Origin of the sequence: uncultured Sulfitobacter sp., assembly GCF_964021855.1 — a bacterium.
Lineage (GTDB): Bacteria > Pseudomonadota > Alphaproteobacteria > Rhodobacterales > Rhodobacteraceae > Sulfitobacter.
Genome location: NZ_CAXHZD010000003.1, coordinates 362,341 through 376,803 on the forward strand (window position 1 = coordinate 362,341; position 14,463 = coordinate 376,803).

At 57.7% G+C, this 14,463-nt stretch carries 14 protein-coding genes; 5 read left to right on the top strand and 9 right to left on the bottom strand.

All coding sequences use genetic code 11. The annotated features are described in order from the left end of the window. Positions 1–6: 6 nt before the first annotated feature. The 7 genes from AADJ11_RS12350 to rpiA form a co-directional block, all read right to left on the bottom strand. Positions 7–1,491 carry a DegQ family serine endoprotease gene (locus AADJ11_RS12350; RefSeq protein WP_341234816.1) on the bottom strand — a complete coding sequence of 495 codons (1,485 nt, stop codon included), beginning with the start codon at positions 1,489–1,491 and terminating at the stop codon, positions 7–9. 284 nt (positions 1,492–1,775) lie between these two features. Further along, complete coding sequence (locus AADJ11_RS12355; protein WP_341234817.1) at positions 1,776–2,333, bottom strand: GNAT family N-acetyltransferase; 558 nt, start codon at positions 2,331–2,333, stop codon at positions 1,776–1,778. 152 nt (positions 2,334–2,485) lie between these two features. Further along, positions 2,486–2,968: a DUF2867 domain-containing protein gene (locus AADJ11_RS12360; protein ID WP_341234818.1), complete on the bottom strand. Its 483-nt coding sequence runs from the start codon at positions 2,966–2,968 to the stop codon at positions 2,486–2,488. Between the two features lie 181 nt (positions 2,969–3,149). Continuing rightward, positions 3,150–4,049, bottom strand: coding sequence for a protease modulator HflC (locus AADJ11_RS12365; RefSeq protein ID WP_341234819.1), 900 nt, complete (start codon positions 4,047–4,049; stop codon positions 3,150–3,152). Then, positions 4,049–5,263 (bottom strand): FtsH protease activity modulator HflK, encoded by a 1,215-nt coding sequence (hflK, locus tag AADJ11_RS12370; RefSeq protein WP_341234820.1) that lies wholly within the window; start codon positions 5,261–5,263, stop codon positions 4,049–4,051. Before hflK ends, AADJ11_RS12365 begins: the two co-directional genes overlap by 1 nt. 69 nt (positions 5,264–5,332) lie before the next feature. Further along, the gene (locus tag AADJ11_RS12375) at positions 5,333–6,805 is read right to left on the bottom strand and encodes an FAD-dependent oxidoreductase (RefSeq protein WP_341234821.1); all 1,473 of its coding nucleotides are present in this window, start codon (positions 6,803–6,805) and stop codon (positions 5,333–5,335) included. Between the two features lie 21 nt (positions 6,806–6,826). Then, the gene (rpiA, locus tag AADJ11_RS12380; protein ID WP_219580897.1) at positions 6,827–7,615 is read right to left on the bottom strand and encodes a ribose-5-phosphate isomerase RpiA; all 789 of its coding nucleotides are present in this window, start codon (positions 7,613–7,615) and stop codon (positions 6,827–6,829) included. A 246-nt stretch (positions 7,616–7,861) separates the two neighbouring features. Here rpiA and AADJ11_RS12385 point away from each other — a divergent pair, with 246 nt between their 5' ends. The 3 genes from AADJ11_RS12385 (at position 7,862) to AADJ11_RS12395 (ending at position 10,694) form a co-directional block, all read left to right on the top strand. Beyond that, entirely contained in the window at positions 7,862–8,548 is a 687-nt protein-coding gene (locus AADJ11_RS12385; RefSeq protein ID WP_341234822.1) for a glutathione S-transferase family protein, read from the top strand. Continuing rightward, a complete protein-coding gene (locus AADJ11_RS12390; protein ID WP_341234823.1) occupies positions 8,548–9,921 on the top strand; it encodes an L-serine ammonia-lyase in 1,374 nt (457 codons plus the stop codon). Before AADJ11_RS12385 ends, AADJ11_RS12390 begins: the two co-directional genes overlap by 1 nt. A 92-nt stretch (positions 9,922–10,013) precedes the next feature. Beyond that, on the top strand, positions 10,014–10,694 hold the full coding sequence (locus tag AADJ11_RS12395; RefSeq protein WP_341234824.1) for a nitroreductase: 681 nt from the start codon (positions 10,014–10,016) through the stop codon (positions 10,692–10,694). Between the two features lie 290 nt (positions 10,695–10,984). On the opposite strand, the gene AADJ11_RS12400 is transcribed toward AADJ11_RS12395, so the two are convergent. Together AADJ11_RS12400 and AADJ11_RS12405 are read right to left on the bottom strand one after the other, a co-directional pair. Continuing rightward, positions 10,985–11,935 (bottom strand): NAD(P)-dependent oxidoreductase, encoded by a 951-nt coding sequence (locus AADJ11_RS12400; RefSeq protein ID WP_341234825.1) that lies wholly within the window; start codon positions 11,933–11,935, stop codon positions 10,985–10,987. A gap of 133 nt (positions 11,936–12,068) precedes the next feature. Further along, positions 12,069–12,656: a TetR/AcrR family transcriptional regulator gene (locus AADJ11_RS12405; RefSeq protein ID WP_341234826.1), complete on the bottom strand. Its 588-nt coding sequence runs from the start codon at positions 12,654–12,656 to the stop codon at positions 12,069–12,071. 79 nt (positions 12,657–12,735) lie between these two features. Here AADJ11_RS12405 and AADJ11_RS12410 point away from each other — a divergent pair, with 79 nt between their 5' ends. Then, positions 12,736–13,032: a hypothetical protein gene (locus tag AADJ11_RS12410; RefSeq protein WP_341234827.1), complete on the top strand. Its 297-nt coding sequence runs from the start codon at positions 12,736–12,738 to the stop codon at positions 13,030–13,032. Positions 13,033–13,135: 103 nt separating this feature from the next. After that, entirely contained in the window at positions 13,136–14,437 is a 1,302-nt protein-coding gene (locus AADJ11_RS12415) for a homoserine dehydrogenase (RefSeq protein ID WP_341234828.1), read from the top strand. Positions 14,438–14,463: the final 26 nt, after the last annotated feature.

Consider the following 14,463-nt stretch of genomic DNA (forward strand, 5'->3'; position numbering starts at 1 on the left):
TGCTGATTAGTCTTCGATACCAATCGCGACAAAGCGTGGGTCGCCCGCGCGGCGGATCAGCAAGAGCAGCGATTTGCGCCCGGCATCTTGGGCCTCGGCAATCCGGTCCTCAAGGTCAGCAATCGTTGCAACGCTTTGCTGGCCGGCCTCTGTGATCACGTCACCCTTGCGCAGCCCTTTTTCAAATGCCTCTGACATCTCATCAACCTCGGTGACGGCCAAGCCGCTCGTGGTTTCATCAGCGCCAAATTCCTCGCGCATGTCATCGGTGAGCGGCGTCAGGGTCAGGCCCATCATGGAGGAGGTTTCAGGCTCCTCCGGTGCGGCATCATCCTGCGGCGTGGCGGCGGGGCTGGCACCATCTGCATCTTCACGACGGCCGAGGGTCACTTTCAACGTTTGCGTTTTCCCGTCGCGCAGCACGGTCACACGCACGGCAGCGCCAACGGCGCTGTTGCCAACCTGACGGACCAGACCACGTGTGTCTTCAACCTCGACACCGGCAAAGCTCATGATCACGTCGCCGGTTTTCAGACCTGCCTCTTTGGCGGGGCCATCCGGCACATCCGTGATCAAGGCACCGGTCGCTTTGGCCAGCCCCATGGCATCAGCCACGTCTTGGGTGACGTCCTGAATGCGCACACCCAGCCAGCCCCGACGGGTTTCGCCAAATTCCTTAAGCTGGTCCACCACGCGGGTCACCACATTGGACGCCATCGAAAACCCAATCCCGATGGAACCGCCATTGGGCGACAGGATCGCGGTGTTCACGCCGATCACAGCGCCGTCCATGTTGAACAAGGGCCCGCCGGAATTGCCGCGGTTGATCGCTGCATCGGTCTGAATGTAATCGTCATAGGTGCCCGACAGCGCACGATTGCGCGCCGATACGATCCCTGCAGAGACCGAGAACCCCTGCCCCAGCGGGTTGCCCATCGCGATAACCCAATCGCCCACACGCGCGGCGTTGCTGTCGCCAAACTTGACGAAGGGCAGCGGTGACGGTGCTTCGACTTTCAGCAGCGCAATATCGGTGTTTGGGTCCGTGCCGATCACCTTGGCCGTCAATTCTTCGCCCGAGAAGAATTCGACCGTGATCTCATCCGCACCTTCAATAACGTGGTTGTTGGTGACCACATAACCGTCTTCGGAGATCACAAAGCCAGAACCAAGCGCCGACGACTTGCGCGGGCTGGGGGTGGATTGCCCATCATTGTTGCGGTCTTGGAATTCGCGAAAGAAGTCCTCGAACGGCGATCCTTCGGGCACGATGCCGCGCGGGCCGGTGCGCCCCTCGACCACGGTCGATGTCGTGATGTTCACCACCGACGGGCTGATTTTCTCGGCCAGCGGTGCCAGGCTTTCCGGCTTGGCATAGGCCATGACGGCTTGCATCACGACAAATACCAAGGCCAGCATGCCCATCATGATCCACTGAACCCAAACAGGCGAGGTGGTTGTTTTCGACACGGATACGGCCTTTGGCGGCATTCACAATCTCCTGAACAAAGGGGGCGCAGGGCAGCGCCCATAATTTCTGGCATCAGAGTGCATCCGCAATGCCAGTGCTGCAAGGTGAAAGATGTGATCGTTCACGCGCATGTCAACGGGCAAGGCGCTTTTCGCCAGACACACCCCCGAGTTTTCACCTGTATATTGGCTGAGGTCACCACGTTTTCACTTCGCCATCGCACCGCTTTGCAACGAGGGGTCGAGCTCTGGTCTTAAACCGATCCCACTCCGATGGCCGCCATGCAGGTCAGGCTTGCTGATTATTACTCGGTCAGTGAGAGGCGGAACAGAAGTTTCGTATCGCCGCCCAAGGCCTTTTCAGCGGTATAGCTCTTCAGCAATGACCCACCGGATTTTTCAACAACCCGGATGGACGCCGGGTTGTCTGGGCTGGTCGAAATATCGATGTATCTCAAGCCAAAGGCTTTTGCCTCTGGCAGAATGCCAACGAGTGCGGCGGTTGCCAACCCTTCGCCCTGTCTCCAAGGGACGACAGAATACCCAATGTGACCCGCGCAGGTGGGCGGCAAGTCTTCGGTGCCTGGCTGCCAACGCAAGCTAATGTGGCCACAAAATTCGCCATCCCACAGCCAGCGCCGAATACTTGGCAAACGCGGAACTTCGGACCCGTCGGGTAGTTTTATGGCACCCCCGGCCCCTGTGGGATTATCCAAGCTAGAGACGAAGGATGCACCGTCTTTGGAGATGGTTGAAATCTGTTCTTGCGACGCTTCCGGTCTCAGGTTGTCTGGTGACCACCCTCTTTTCAACGCGTCAACATAAGCCGGAAGGTGTTCCATGCTGGGCTTGATCAGTATCATTCGTGGTCACATTCATCTTAATTCAAATCTAGCGGGATAGTTGTCCATCACCTGACATTGGTCAAGGCGACCCCGAACGAGGCAGTCTACGCGCGGGCGGTGAGGGCTGAAGCCAAGGTCTGCTGTGCGGGACTAACCGGACTTTAGTAATATCAAATAGCCTGCTGTTGCAGGCGTCTGAACATGCCACGCACTATCCACCGGTGAGCAACTCCAACAGGGATCATATAAGCGCGACCGAACAAATTATGTACACACACAGAAGAAGTAACTGAAAGCGTCTCACCTTCGATTGAAATACACGTCATAACATCGAGGTGACGGTCGCGTTCTGTGAGAACCAAGCACTCGTCATCAACATACTCGACGAGAAAGAAATCCAAATTTTGTCCGACACTTATCTGATCTACCGGCTTTCCACTAAATCCACCGATGCGTTTCACGCCAAAAATTGATGAAACTGTATCGCGTATTCGAAAAGCAATTTTGAGAAGTGGCTGTGGATCACTCATGATTGTGTTCCACGCGGTCAAAGCGGTCATTTTCTTAGGTATACGGGTATCTTGCCTATCGTAGTAATAGAGCATCGGCACCGGCCCCAAAATTCGAATGTTGGTGTTTGGCAAAACAATCATTTCTGCACCTTAGCTGCAATGCAGCATTATGCAAGAAAGGGCTCGAACCCACACATCAAATCCTTGCAATGATCTCCGCCAACCCGACGCTCGTTGATACCCCCCCTTATCCGCAACGTCAGAACGCAAAAAGGGCCGGCGCTGTGGCCGGCCCTCTTTAATCGCAACCCCTCAGAAGGGTTTAGTTTCTTTCACCCTCGGTCGAGCGGCTGCCCTGATCGGAGCGTAGATAGTTGAAGAATTCGCTGTCCGGTGACATCACCATGGTCGAATTCTTGCCCTTCAACGCCTCTTCGTATGCGCTCAGCGAACGGTAGAATTCAAAGAATTCTGAGTCCTTGGAATACGCCTCGGCAAAGATTTTGTTGCGCGCGGCGTCTGCCTCACCTTCGGTGATGCGGGCATCACGGCGGGCTTCTGACAGGATTTCTTCGTAGGTACGATCCGCAAGGGCCGTAACACGTTGCGCAGCTTCGCGGCCACGGGCGCGTTCATCGGTCGCTTCGCGGGCACGTTCCGCAATCATCCGCTGCAATGTCGCGTCAAAATTCTGCTCGGGCAGGTTGGTCTGGCGCAAACGCACGTCAACCACATCCAAACCCAAGGCCTGCGCACGTGCATCAGACCGTTCACGAATCTGATCCATCAGCGCCGACCGTTCTGGCGACAGAATGGTGTTCGATGTGACACCTTGCGAACCCAGAACCGCACGAATCTGACCATCAAGGATACCGTTCAGCTGAATCTCAGCCTGACGGGCCCCATCGGCACCCAAAGCCTGACGGAACTGACGTATATCAGCGATGCGGTACAAAACGAACGCATCCACTTCCAAACGACGGTCATCGGCTGGCGTAACTTCGATCATGGGGGTTTCAAGGGACAGGATACGGTCGTCATAGCGCACGACTTCGTCCAGCAGCGGGATTTTGAACCCGATTCCTGCGGTTTCACGTACCTGTTTGATCTGGCCAAAGCGCAGAACCAGCGCCTTTTCACGTTCATCAACGATAAAAATCGACGACAGCATAGCAATTGCCGCAATCACGATAACGGGGATAATGATATTCAGCTTACGCATCAGTTTGACCCCCGGTTCGAACGCAGTTCATTAAGCGGCAGATACGGCACTACGCCCTGCCCGCCCCCGTCTTGGTTGTTCTCAAGAATGATCTTGTCCACGTCGCCTAGAACCTTTTCCATGGTTTCAAGGTACAAGCGCTTGCGCGTGACCTCGGGTGCAGCTTGGTATTCGGTCAAGACAGCCTCAAACCGGCTTGCCTCACCCACAGCATCGTTCACAACCCGAGCACGGTAGCCTTCGGCGGCCTCCAAAAGCTGCGCGGATTGACCACGTGCTTCGGCGGTGCGCTGGTTGGCATAGGCGTCGGCCTGACGTTCCACCCGGTCGCGTTCTTGCTCAGCTGCCTGAACGTCGCGGAAGGCATCGATAACGGATTCCTGCGTCACCCGACCATCTGCGTCTGTCACAGTCACGGTCTGGCTTGGCGGATCCACTTTGTTAAAGTTGACGCGGATGATGTTGATACCGGTTTGGCGGTTGTCCAATGTGGACTGGATCAATTCGCGTGCATTTGCCTCGATCGCGGCGCGGTCACGGTTCAAGATCGGTGCCAGTTCGGATTGCGCAATGATTTCACGCATCGCCGATTCCGAGATCGCCCGCACAGATGCGGTTGGATCACGCAGCGAGAATTTGAAATCCTGTGCGTTTTTCACGTTCCAAACCACCTGAAAGTCGATGTCGACGATGTTTTCGTCTGTTGTCAGCATCAAGCCTTCGTTGTCACCACCCGAACGCCCAGCGCCGATGGTTTCCGCGCGGTTGGTTGTCACATCAAACACTTCGGCGGTGACGAACGGCCACGGCGCAAAGTTCAAACCTTCGGTACCGATACCCGAGAATTCACCAAGGAACAGTTCAATCGACTGCTGTTCAGGACGTACCGTATAAAAGCTGGTCATGCCCCAAAGAACGACGGCTGCCAAAGCGCCCAGACCGATTGTGCCGCGTGTAAAGCGCGGGCCATTGCTGTCGCCGCTTCCGCCGCCAGTACCGTTGCCACGGCCACCGCTTTTGCCGCCCATCAACACGCGCAGTTGTTCCTGACCTTTTTTCACCAGATCATCAATCTCGGGGATTTGTGGTTTGTCGCCACCGGGGCCACGGCCCCCACCACTTGGTCGGTTGCCATTTGGCTTATTCTGGTCACCACCAGAATTGCCGCCTGTGTTTCCTCCGCCGCCCCAAGGGCCGCCTGTATTTCCAGCCATTAACTCTTCCCTATTACGACCGCCTTTGCGGTCTCGTCTCGTTCAAACTTGGGCATAAATGCCCGGATTTCAAGCTGTGCGTGTTGGTGTGCGCATCGTTACCAGTTCTTCCGACATGGTCGGATGCACCGCACAAGTCGCATCAAACTGTTCTTTGGTCAGCCGCGCCTTGACAGCAATGCCTACCATCTGGATCAGCTCGCCCGCATTGGGTGCAACGATGTGGCACCCTAACACAACGCGGGTGTCCTGACACACGATCAGTTTCATCATCACACGTTGGTTCTGTTCGGCAAAGGCGGTTTGCATGGGCCGGAACGATGTTGCGTAGATTTCAACCGGCCCCGCGTCGCGCGCGTGTTCTTCGGTCAGGCCGACGGTGCCCATTTCAGGTTGTGTAAAGACTGCAGACGGGATCAGATCGTGATCCACCGGAGTTGGGTTGCCGCCAAAGACCGTCTCAACAAACGCCATGCCTTCACGGATCGCGACAGGCGTCAGGTTTACGCGGTTAGTCACGTCACCAATCGCATAGATCGACGGCACACCAGTCTGGCTATACTCATTCACTTCGATTTCGTTACCGCGGCCCAAGCTAACGCCGACATCTTCGAGGCCCATATCGTCGGTCATCGGGGTGCGCCCTGTGGCGAACAGCACCATATCAAAGACTTTCTCAACGCCATTGGTCGATTTAACCCAGATTGGACCCTGCGATCCCTCACGCGCAGCCGCGTTGTGACGGTTCAGTTCGCCTGCTTGGTTAACCGTGGCCCCCATCGCGGCGTCAGAATTGCTGAGCGCGTCGGCGTTGCCGCGGTCAACCTCCAGCGCCATTTCAACGATGTTCGTGCCGCAGTGAATGTCGATCCCGCTTTCGCGCATGGATTCAGCGACCAGCCCGCGGGCCTCGTCGTCAAATCCGCGCAGGATTTGCGCGCCGCGATAGTATTGTGTCACCTCAACGCCAAGCCCCTGCAAGATGCAGGCGAATTCGCAAGCGATATAGCCGCCGCCAATGATCAGGATGGATTTGGGCAGCTTTTCAAGGTGGAAAATATCATCAGACACAATCCCCAGATCGGCGTTTGGCAGATCAGGGCGCACAGGGCGGCCACCGGTGGCGACCAGAATATGCTTGGCGGTTTTCACCTCGCCGTTGGACAGTTCAACCGTATGCGCGTCTTTAATCTTGGCGCGCGCGTCAAAGGTTTCCACCCCGGACCCTGACAACAATTTACGGTACACGCCCTCTAGACGGTCCAATTCGCCGTGCAGCCGTTTGCGGAAAGAATGCCAATCAAACGTGCTCGGCTTGATATCCCAACCATAGGCTTGCGCCTCGTCCGCCATGCCGGAATAGCCTGATGCAAACACCATCAGTTTTTTCGGCACACAGCCCCGGATCACACAGGTCCCGCCATAGCGGTCTTCTTCGGCCAACCCGACCTTGACCCCATGTTCGGTCGCAGCCACCCGTGCAGCACGCACCCCGCCCGAACCACCACCGATTACAAACAGATCAAAGTCAAATTCACTCATTGGGTCGGGGCCTTTCTATGCTCAGTCGCTCAGGTCAGAAAACACATTGTCTGACTCGACAAAATCAACGCGATCACGGTCAATCGTGCCTTCGTTGATATCGCGCACTTCGACGCGACCGTCCCCGAAACCGATGACCACTGCATCACAGATATCAATAAAAAGCCCGTTTTCAACAACACCGGGCATCTGATTGATCACCAGCGACAATTGGCGCGGGTTTCCGATCCGGTTCAGGTGCAAATCCATGATGTAATTGCCCTCGTCCGTGATAAACGGCACTTCGCCATTCATCCGCAACGTAGAAGTCCGCCCCAGCACATCCATAGAGATCAGCGTCTCTTCGACCAAGGCTTGGGTGGTTTGCCAGCCAAAAGGGATGACTTCGATCGGCAAGGGGAACGCGCCAAGGGTTTCGACCTCTTTACCGATGTCGGCGATCACAACCATCTGGTCAGATGCTGTCGCCACGATCTTTTCTTGCAACAGCGCGCCGCCGCCACCTTTGATCAGGTTCAGCTCGCCATCAAATTCGTCGGCACCGTCAATGGTCAGGTCCAGCCATTTCGCCTCGTCCAGGCTGATCACTTCGATACCGACCTCGCGGGCCAGTTGCGCGGTGCGTGTCGATGTTGGCACACCTTTGATGCGCAACCCGTCGTCGCGGACCATTTCGCCCAAACAACGCACCAACCATGCAGCGGTTGATCCGGTACCCAGCCCGACGCGCATGCCGTCTTCGACAAATTGCGCGGCACGTTTGGCGGCTACAAATTTCGCCTTGTCAATTGGTGACAGTTCTCCGGCCATAATAGCGACTCCTGATTTATCGTGGTCCTTATAGACGCTGAGGGCGGTGGGTGCGACCCCTCAAAACCGCCTGCAACGTCGCAGCTGCGCCAGCTATAATATATCATATTTCGGGGTCCCCCATTACGCAGCGTCCAAGGACCGGCTTTGGGCATCGGCACGCTTTTTCCACCCCGCGTTCCGCAATGGGCGCGAACATGTCGTTTTCAATCGCTAAACTGCGCTGCAATCGGCTAACACAACGATATGAACAGCTACACACTTCACTATGCCCCCGACAACGCGTCGCTTATCATCCGCCTCGCGCTCGAGGCTTTAGGCCAGCCCTATCGCACGATTTTGGTCGACCGAAAAACGGCTGCGCATACATCACCGCCCTATCTAGCGCTGAACCCCCATGGGCTGATCCCCGTGTTGGAGGGCCCCGATGGCCCCATCTTTGAAACCGCCGCGATCCTGCTGTGGCTGTCGGACCGGCACAAGGGGCTTGGGCCGCAAGCTGACAGCCCGCAGCGTGCCGATTTCCTCAAGTGGTTGTTTTTCATCTCGAACACGGCTCACACTGCGCTGCGTATGACATTCTATCCCGAAAAATACGCAGGCCCGGACCCCACGCACCAAGCCGCATTGCGCGCCACGATGCAGGACGCGTTAAAATGTCATCTGACAGCGCTGGATGCACGTGCCGCCCAAGAACCCCCTGCACTGGCCATCCAGTTGTATCTTGGCCCTTTGCTCCGGTGGTCTGTGCTGTACCCCGTGCAGAAAGACCAAGACTGGTTTAACCTTGATGATTATCCCCATCTCAAACAGATGTGTCTGACGCTCGACACCCTGCCCTGCACCGCAGCGGCACAAACTGCCGAAGGGCTGGGCCCCACGCCCTTTTCCGCCCCGCGCTATGCCACCCCACCCCAAGGAAGTGCCACCTGATGTTTCTCTCTGTCTTCGATATGTTCAAGGTCGGCATCGGCCCTTCGTCGTCCCACACCATGGGGCCGATGGTGGCCGCGGCAAGGTTCTTGGATCTGATGCGCGCGTCGCCGTTCAAGTTTGCTGGCCTGCGGGCGTCGCTGCATGGCAGCCTCGCCTTTACCGGTGTGGGCCACGCCACTGACCGCGCCACGATACTTGGGCTCGCGGGGTTTACCCCCGAACATTATGATCATGAAAAGGCCGAAAGCGTGCTGGCCGATATTCACGCCAGCAATCAAATCACCCTACCGGATTTTGGCGCGCTCAAATTCAATCCCAAGACGGACATGATTTTTGACTATGATGTAAAGCTGGACGGCCACGCCAATGGCATGATGCTGATGGCCACCGATGCCCAAGGCGACGTGACCTTGCGCGAAACATATTATTCCATCGGCGGCGGTTTCGTGATGACCGAGGCCGAGCTGACCGCCGGAAAAGACACCGATGAAGGCGCGCCCGTCCCCTACCCGTTTAAATCCGCCGCCGAGATGCTTGAGATGTCGCGCGCATCCGGCAAGTCCATCGCCGGAATGAAACGCGCCAACGAGGAATCGCGCGGCGGGGCGGCACATCTGCGCGACGGGACCAAACGTTTGTGGCAGGTGATGAACGATTGCATCAATCGCGGGCTGGAAACCGACGGCATCCTGCCCGGCGGGCTGAATGTCAAACGTCGTGCCAAGGGCATACATGATGCGCTGCTGGCGGAACGCGGCCTGAACCAGCAAGCCCCCCATACGATCAACGACTGGATGAGCGTCTATGCCATGGCCGTGAACGAGGAAAACGCCGCCGGTGGTCAGGTCGTCACCGCGCCCACCAATGGTGCAGCGGGCGTGATGCCGGCAACCCTGCGCTATTATCTGGATCACGTGCCCGGCGCGTCCGAGGCGCATATCGAAGATTTCTTGCTGACGGCAGCGGCCATCGGCGGGCTGGTGAAATTCAACGCTTCAATCTCGGGTGCCGAAGCAGGCTGTCAGGCTGAGGTCGGATCGGCCGCCGCCATGTCTGCCGCCGGATTATGCGCCGTTATGGGCGGCACGACCGAGCAGATCGAAAACGCCGCCGAAATCGCGCTGGAACACCACCTTGGCATGACCTGCGATCCCGTGCGCGGCTTGGTGCAGGTGCCTTGCATCGAACGCAACGGCCTTGGCGCGATCAAGGCGGTGTCGGCGGCATCCCTCGCCCTGCGCGGTGACGGCACGCATCTGGTGCCGCTGGATGCCTGTATCGAAACCATGCGCCAGACCGGCGCGGACATGTCCGAGAAATACAAGGAAACATCGCTGGGCGGTCTGGCGGTAAATGTGCCCAACTGCTGATCTGACGCAGCGGCACCCGGCCAACCGGCGCTTGACCCGGCCAGCCCTTTGAAAGACGCTGACATCTGTCAGGAAACGTCGGGAGGGACATCATGGAACTGGAACAGGCAATGTTGGGGCGCCGCAGCATCAGGGGCTTTACCAAAGACCCGGTATCGCGCGAGCTGCTGGAAGAGATCATTGAACTGGCCAACCGTGCGCCCTCATCGATGAACACCCAGCCTTGGCATTTCCATGTCCTGACGGGCGAACCGCTTGAGAAAGTCCGCGAAGGCAATTCCACCCGGATGTTGCAAGGGGTGCCGCCAGTGCGCGAGATCAGCGATCACGGGGCCTATGCCGGCGTGCACCGCGAACGGCAGGTCGATATCGCAAAGCAACTCTTCGCCGCCATGGGGATCGAGCGTGAAGACAAAGAGCGCCGTCAGGATTGGGTAATGCGCGGTTTCCGCCAGTTTGACGCGCCCGTGTCCATCGTCGTTTGTTTTGACAAATCGCTCGATGACAATGGCACCATCGCGCATTTCGATCTGGGTGCTGTGACCTATGGTCTTGTTCTTGCCGCGTGGAGCAAAGGCCTGGGGTCGGTCATAAACGGCCAAGGCATCATGCAATCGCCCGTGGTCCGCGAGCATGCCCAAATACCAGACGATCAGGTCATCATGACCTGCGTTGCGCTTGGCTGGCCCGACGAAAGTTTTTCTGCGAATGATGTAAAATCGGTGCGCCGTCCCGTGGACGCTGTGGCGCGCTTCGTGGGCTTTGACGGCTGAGATCACGGCTCAGCGCGATTAACCATATTTTACGTGTTTCCGGGTGGTTTTGCTATGATGATCGCCCGGAAATCCCCCTTCTGACAAGGTGATAGGCACCAAACCTCGCGCTGCATCTGAACAGTAATTAAGGTTAATGCTTCTCTAAGATTTCGTTAACGGCATTTTGCGGGCCTCGGTGTTTGTTAACACTTTCAGCTTCCGCAGCTCTGCAACTGCGCGACTGAGCTATGGGAAAACGCGGCCCCGCCAACGTCTTACACCCCATACCTCTCCCAACACCTTAGAATTTACGAAGATGAACGCGCAGCAACTTCGTAGCCGCGTTCTTCAGGCTCATCGTCGATCAGTTCCTGTGGGAACCCATCCGCCAGTATTTTAAGGCCCGTTGCGTCCTCTAACCGCTCGATAATCCGGTCCGACTGCGCCCGTTCGCCATAGCGTTTTTGCCCATCTGTCATGATGTCGATGATCAACGGGGAAACCTCAAGCGGAATAGAATACTGGTCGGCAAGCTTTTGAAACAGCCCGATATCTTTTTGGATAAGGTCCATGGTAAAGTTCACGTCCCGCGACCCCGACAGGATCAACTGGCTTTCGGTCTCGTGCACAAAAGACGTGCCCGAAGACATTGCAATCGCTTGATATGTCGTCGCCAGATCCATCCCGGCACCCTTCATCACGGTCATCGCCTCGCAAACGGAAATCAGGTTCACGGTAGCCAGATAATTCGTCATCACCTTTAGAACCGACGCCGTTCCCAGATCGCCCGTATGCAGCACGCGCCGCCCCATCAGCGTCAGCAGCGGCAAGATACGTTCAAAGGTCGGCCTGTCACAGGCGGCGAATATGCTGATGTTGCCGGTGTCAGCACGGTGACATCCGCCGGACACAGGGCAATCCACAGCAGCGCCGCCCGCATCGATCACCGCAGCGCCAAGGCGTTTAATCTCGTCAGGGTCGGTCGTCGACATCTCCATCCAGATTTTTCCGGGGCCGACATGGGGCAGCATTTCCGCCATGACCGCCGCCGATGCTGCCGGGCTGGGCAGACAGGTGATCACCACATCGCAGGTCTGCATCAGGTCGGCTGGCGATGTGCCATCCGTGGCCCCGCCAGCCACTTTTGCAGCCACGAATTCTGCATTCAGATCATGCACATAAAGATCGACACCGTTGCGCAGCAAACTGCCTGACAGCTTGCCGCCCACGTTGCCCAAACCGATAAACCCAACCTTCATGCGCATGCTCTCCTATAAAGTTAACGATAGGTGACCCGCTCTGGCCCCAGTCGGTCGCGTCTGTTTGCGACCCCTACGCCGATAAGAGCGCAGCGGCAGCACACCAAATCAACGCAGTACGGCGCAATCGGCCCTACCCCGACAGCACCGACTTACGCACCATATCCCAGTATTGCGCAATCACCTGATCAAGCGTCAGCCGACCGCCCACCCGAAACCACGTGTTCACACCGGTCAGCATGGCGATCACGGCAAGGGTCGCGATTTTCGTATCGGCAATGTCAAAGTCACCCGCATCCGCACCGCTTTGTAAAATCGCTTCCAAGCGGTCTTCGTACTGGCGGCGCAACCCCTCGACGGCGCTGAAGTTTTCGGGCGTCAGATTGCGCAGCTCCATGTAGGAGATGAAGACCTCGTCGGGGCGATCCGCGTGAAACCTGATGTGGAAATCCACAAAGCGGCGCAACCTGTCCACCGGCGCAAGGCTGATGTCGTCGCTAAACGCGGCCAAAAGCTGCTCCATATGGGTGCTTAGCAGATTGAAAAGCAGCGTTTGCTTGTCGGGGGTATAGTTGTAGAGCGCGCCCGCCTGCACGCCGACCTCGCTTGCGATGGCGCGCATGGATACGGCGGCAAATCCGTTTTGCGCAAACAAACGCAATGCGGCCTGCCGGACCTTGGGGCCGGTAATATCAGAATGTGAACCAGTGGTGCGTGCCATATTCAAACGCTAATTGAACAGTCGTTCAAAGGCAAACCCCGCTTGCAGGATATCTGTGGCTGGTGCATGAATTGCCCCCATGACACATCGCACCCTTTCAGGCCTTTGCGCCCTTGCCCTGTTGCTGCCTGCCGCCTGCACGCAGTTTCCGGTGCTTGACAGCCGCGCAACGCCCGAAATGCTGGCCGCGCAATACCCCGCCCTTGTGCCCGTTGACCCGCTGTTGGCACAGGCAACGGCCGATCAGATCGACGCAACCCAAACCGAAAATGCGATGGATGCCCGCGTCGCTGGTTTACAAGCCCGCGCGGCACGGTTGCGTGGGTCGGTTCTGACCGGCACGGAAAAGCAGCGATTGGACGAGGGTTTGCAATAGACAATTTTCCGATTGGCTGCGTTGCACGTGGGGTTTGAACCCGCTACATCGCCGCCATAGAGTAATTTCGTCGCATCCGCGCACCGTTTTAAAGGAAATGCACATGTCACATCCGCTTCAGTCTGGGCCACTTCGTCTTGGGATTGCGGGATTGGGTACGGTGGGCGTTGGCGTTGTGCGTATTCTGCGCAAACAGGCCGATCTGCTTGAGGCGCGCACAGGCCGCAAGATCACCATTTCGGCCGTGTCTGCGCGCAGCAAAGACAAAGACCGCGGTGTGAACCTGTCGGGCTACGCATGGGAGGATGACCCCGTCGCCTTGGCCAAGCGCGATGATGTCGATGTGTTTGTTGAATTGATCGGTGGCGACGAAGGTCCAGCCAAAGACGCGACCGAGGCCGCATTGGCGGCAGGCAAGGATGTCGTGACCGCGAACAAGGCGATGCTGGCGATCCACGGTCAAGCGCTTGCCGAACAGGCCGAGGCTGCAGGCCGTCACATCCGTTACGAGGCGGCGGTCGCAGGCGGCATTCCGGTGATCAAGGTCTTGAACGAGGCCTTGGCAGGCAACCAGATCACCCGCGTGATGGGCGTGATGAACGGATCGTGCAACTATATCCTGACGCGGATGGAAGACGCCGGCCTGCCCTATGAGGACGTGTTCGCCGAAGCCGACGGCCTTGGCTATCTTGAGGCTGATCCGGCGCTGGACGTGGGCGGTATTGATGCCGCGCATAAGCTGGCGATCCTGTCATCCATCGCCTTTGGCTCGCGCGTTGATTTCGACGGGATCGACCTTGAAGGCATCGAACGGGTCAGTATCGAAGACATCCGTGCCGCCGCTGGCATGGGGTACAAGATCAAACTGCTGGGCGTGGCCCAGATGACCGGTCGCGGGCTTGAGCAGCGCATGCAGCCCTGTCTTGTCCCCGATACATCGCCTTTGGGGCAATTGTCCGGCGGCACCAATATGATCGTGCTTGAGGGCGACGCCGTTGGCCAGATCGTGCTGCGCGGCCCCGGCGCGGGCGAAGGCCCCACCGCCAGTGCTGTTCTATCTGACATCTGCGATCTCGCCCGTGGTTGGCAGGGACCGGTGTTTGGCCAAAAGGCCAGCACCCTGACCGACGCGACATCCGCCATGTCGCAAGCCCCGGCGGCGTTCTATCTGCGTATGGGTCTGCTGGATAAGCCTGGCGCGCTGGCCAAGGTGGCCACCGTGCTGGGCGAGGCCGGGATAAGCATTGACCGGATGCGCCAGACCGAACACCATAACGACCACGCGCCGGTATTGATCGTCACCCATAAAACCACCCGCAGCGCCTTGGACGATGCCTTGGCTGCGATGGCGGGCACAGGCGTCCTGGCCAATGACCCCGTTGCCTTGCGGATCGAAGACCTTTGAACCGCGATTGAAAAGACTGATTTAAA

Excerpts from the sequence above, each read along its gene's own strand:
- AADJ11_RS12360 (WP_341234818.1), bottom strand. The coding sequence starts at position 2,968 with ATGATTGTTTTGCCAAACACCAACATTCGAATTTTGGGGCCGGTGCCG.
- AADJ11_RS12365 (WP_341234819.1), bottom strand. The coding sequence starts at position 4,049 with ATGCGTAAGCTGAATATCATTATCCCCGTTATCGTGATTGCGGCAATT.
- AADJ11_RS12410 (WP_341234827.1), top strand. The coding sequence starts at position 12,736 with ATGACACATCGCACCCTTTCAGGCCTTTGCGCCCTTGCCCTGTTGCTG.
- AADJ11_RS12375 (WP_341234821.1), bottom strand. The coding sequence starts at position 6,805 with ATGAGTGAATTTGACTTTGATCTGTTTGTAATCGGTGGTGGTTCGGGC.
- AADJ11_RS12355 (WP_341234817.1), bottom strand. The coding sequence starts at position 2,333 with ATGATACTGATCAAGCCCAGCATGGAACACCTTCCGGCTTATGTTGAC.
- AADJ11_RS12415 (WP_341234828.1), top strand. The coding sequence starts at position 13,136 with ATGTCACATCCGCTTCAGTCTGGGCCACTTCGTCTTGGGATTGCGGGA.
- AADJ11_RS12395 (WP_341234824.1), top strand. The coding sequence starts at position 10,014 with ATGGAACTGGAACAGGCAATGTTGGGGCGCCGCAGCATCAGGGGCTTT.
- AADJ11_RS12390 (WP_341234823.1), top strand. The coding sequence starts at position 8,548 with ATGTTTCTCTCTGTCTTCGATATGTTCAAGGTCGGCATCGGCCCTTCG.
- AADJ11_RS12350 (WP_341234816.1), bottom strand. The coding sequence starts at position 1,491 with ATGCCGCCAAAGGCCGTATCCGTGTCGAAAACAACCACCTCGCCTGTT.
- AADJ11_RS12385 (WP_341234822.1), top strand. The coding sequence starts at position 7,862 with ATGAACAGCTACACACTTCACTATGCCCCCGACAACGCGTCGCTTATC.
- rpiA (WP_219580897.1), bottom strand. The coding sequence starts at position 7,615 with ATGGCCGGAGAACTGTCACCAATTGACAAGGCGAAATTTGTAGCCGCC.
- hflK (WP_341234820.1), bottom strand. The coding sequence starts at position 5,263 with ATGGCTGGAAATACAGGCGGCCCTTGGGGCGGCGGAGGAAACACAGGC.
- AADJ11_RS12400 (WP_341234825.1), bottom strand. The coding sequence starts at position 11,935 with ATGAAGGTTGGGTTTATCGGTTTGGGCAACGTGGGCGGCAAGCTGTCA.
- AADJ11_RS12405 (WP_341234826.1), bottom strand. The coding sequence starts at position 12,656 with ATGGCACGCACCACTGGTTCACATTCTGATATTACCGGCCCCAAGGTC.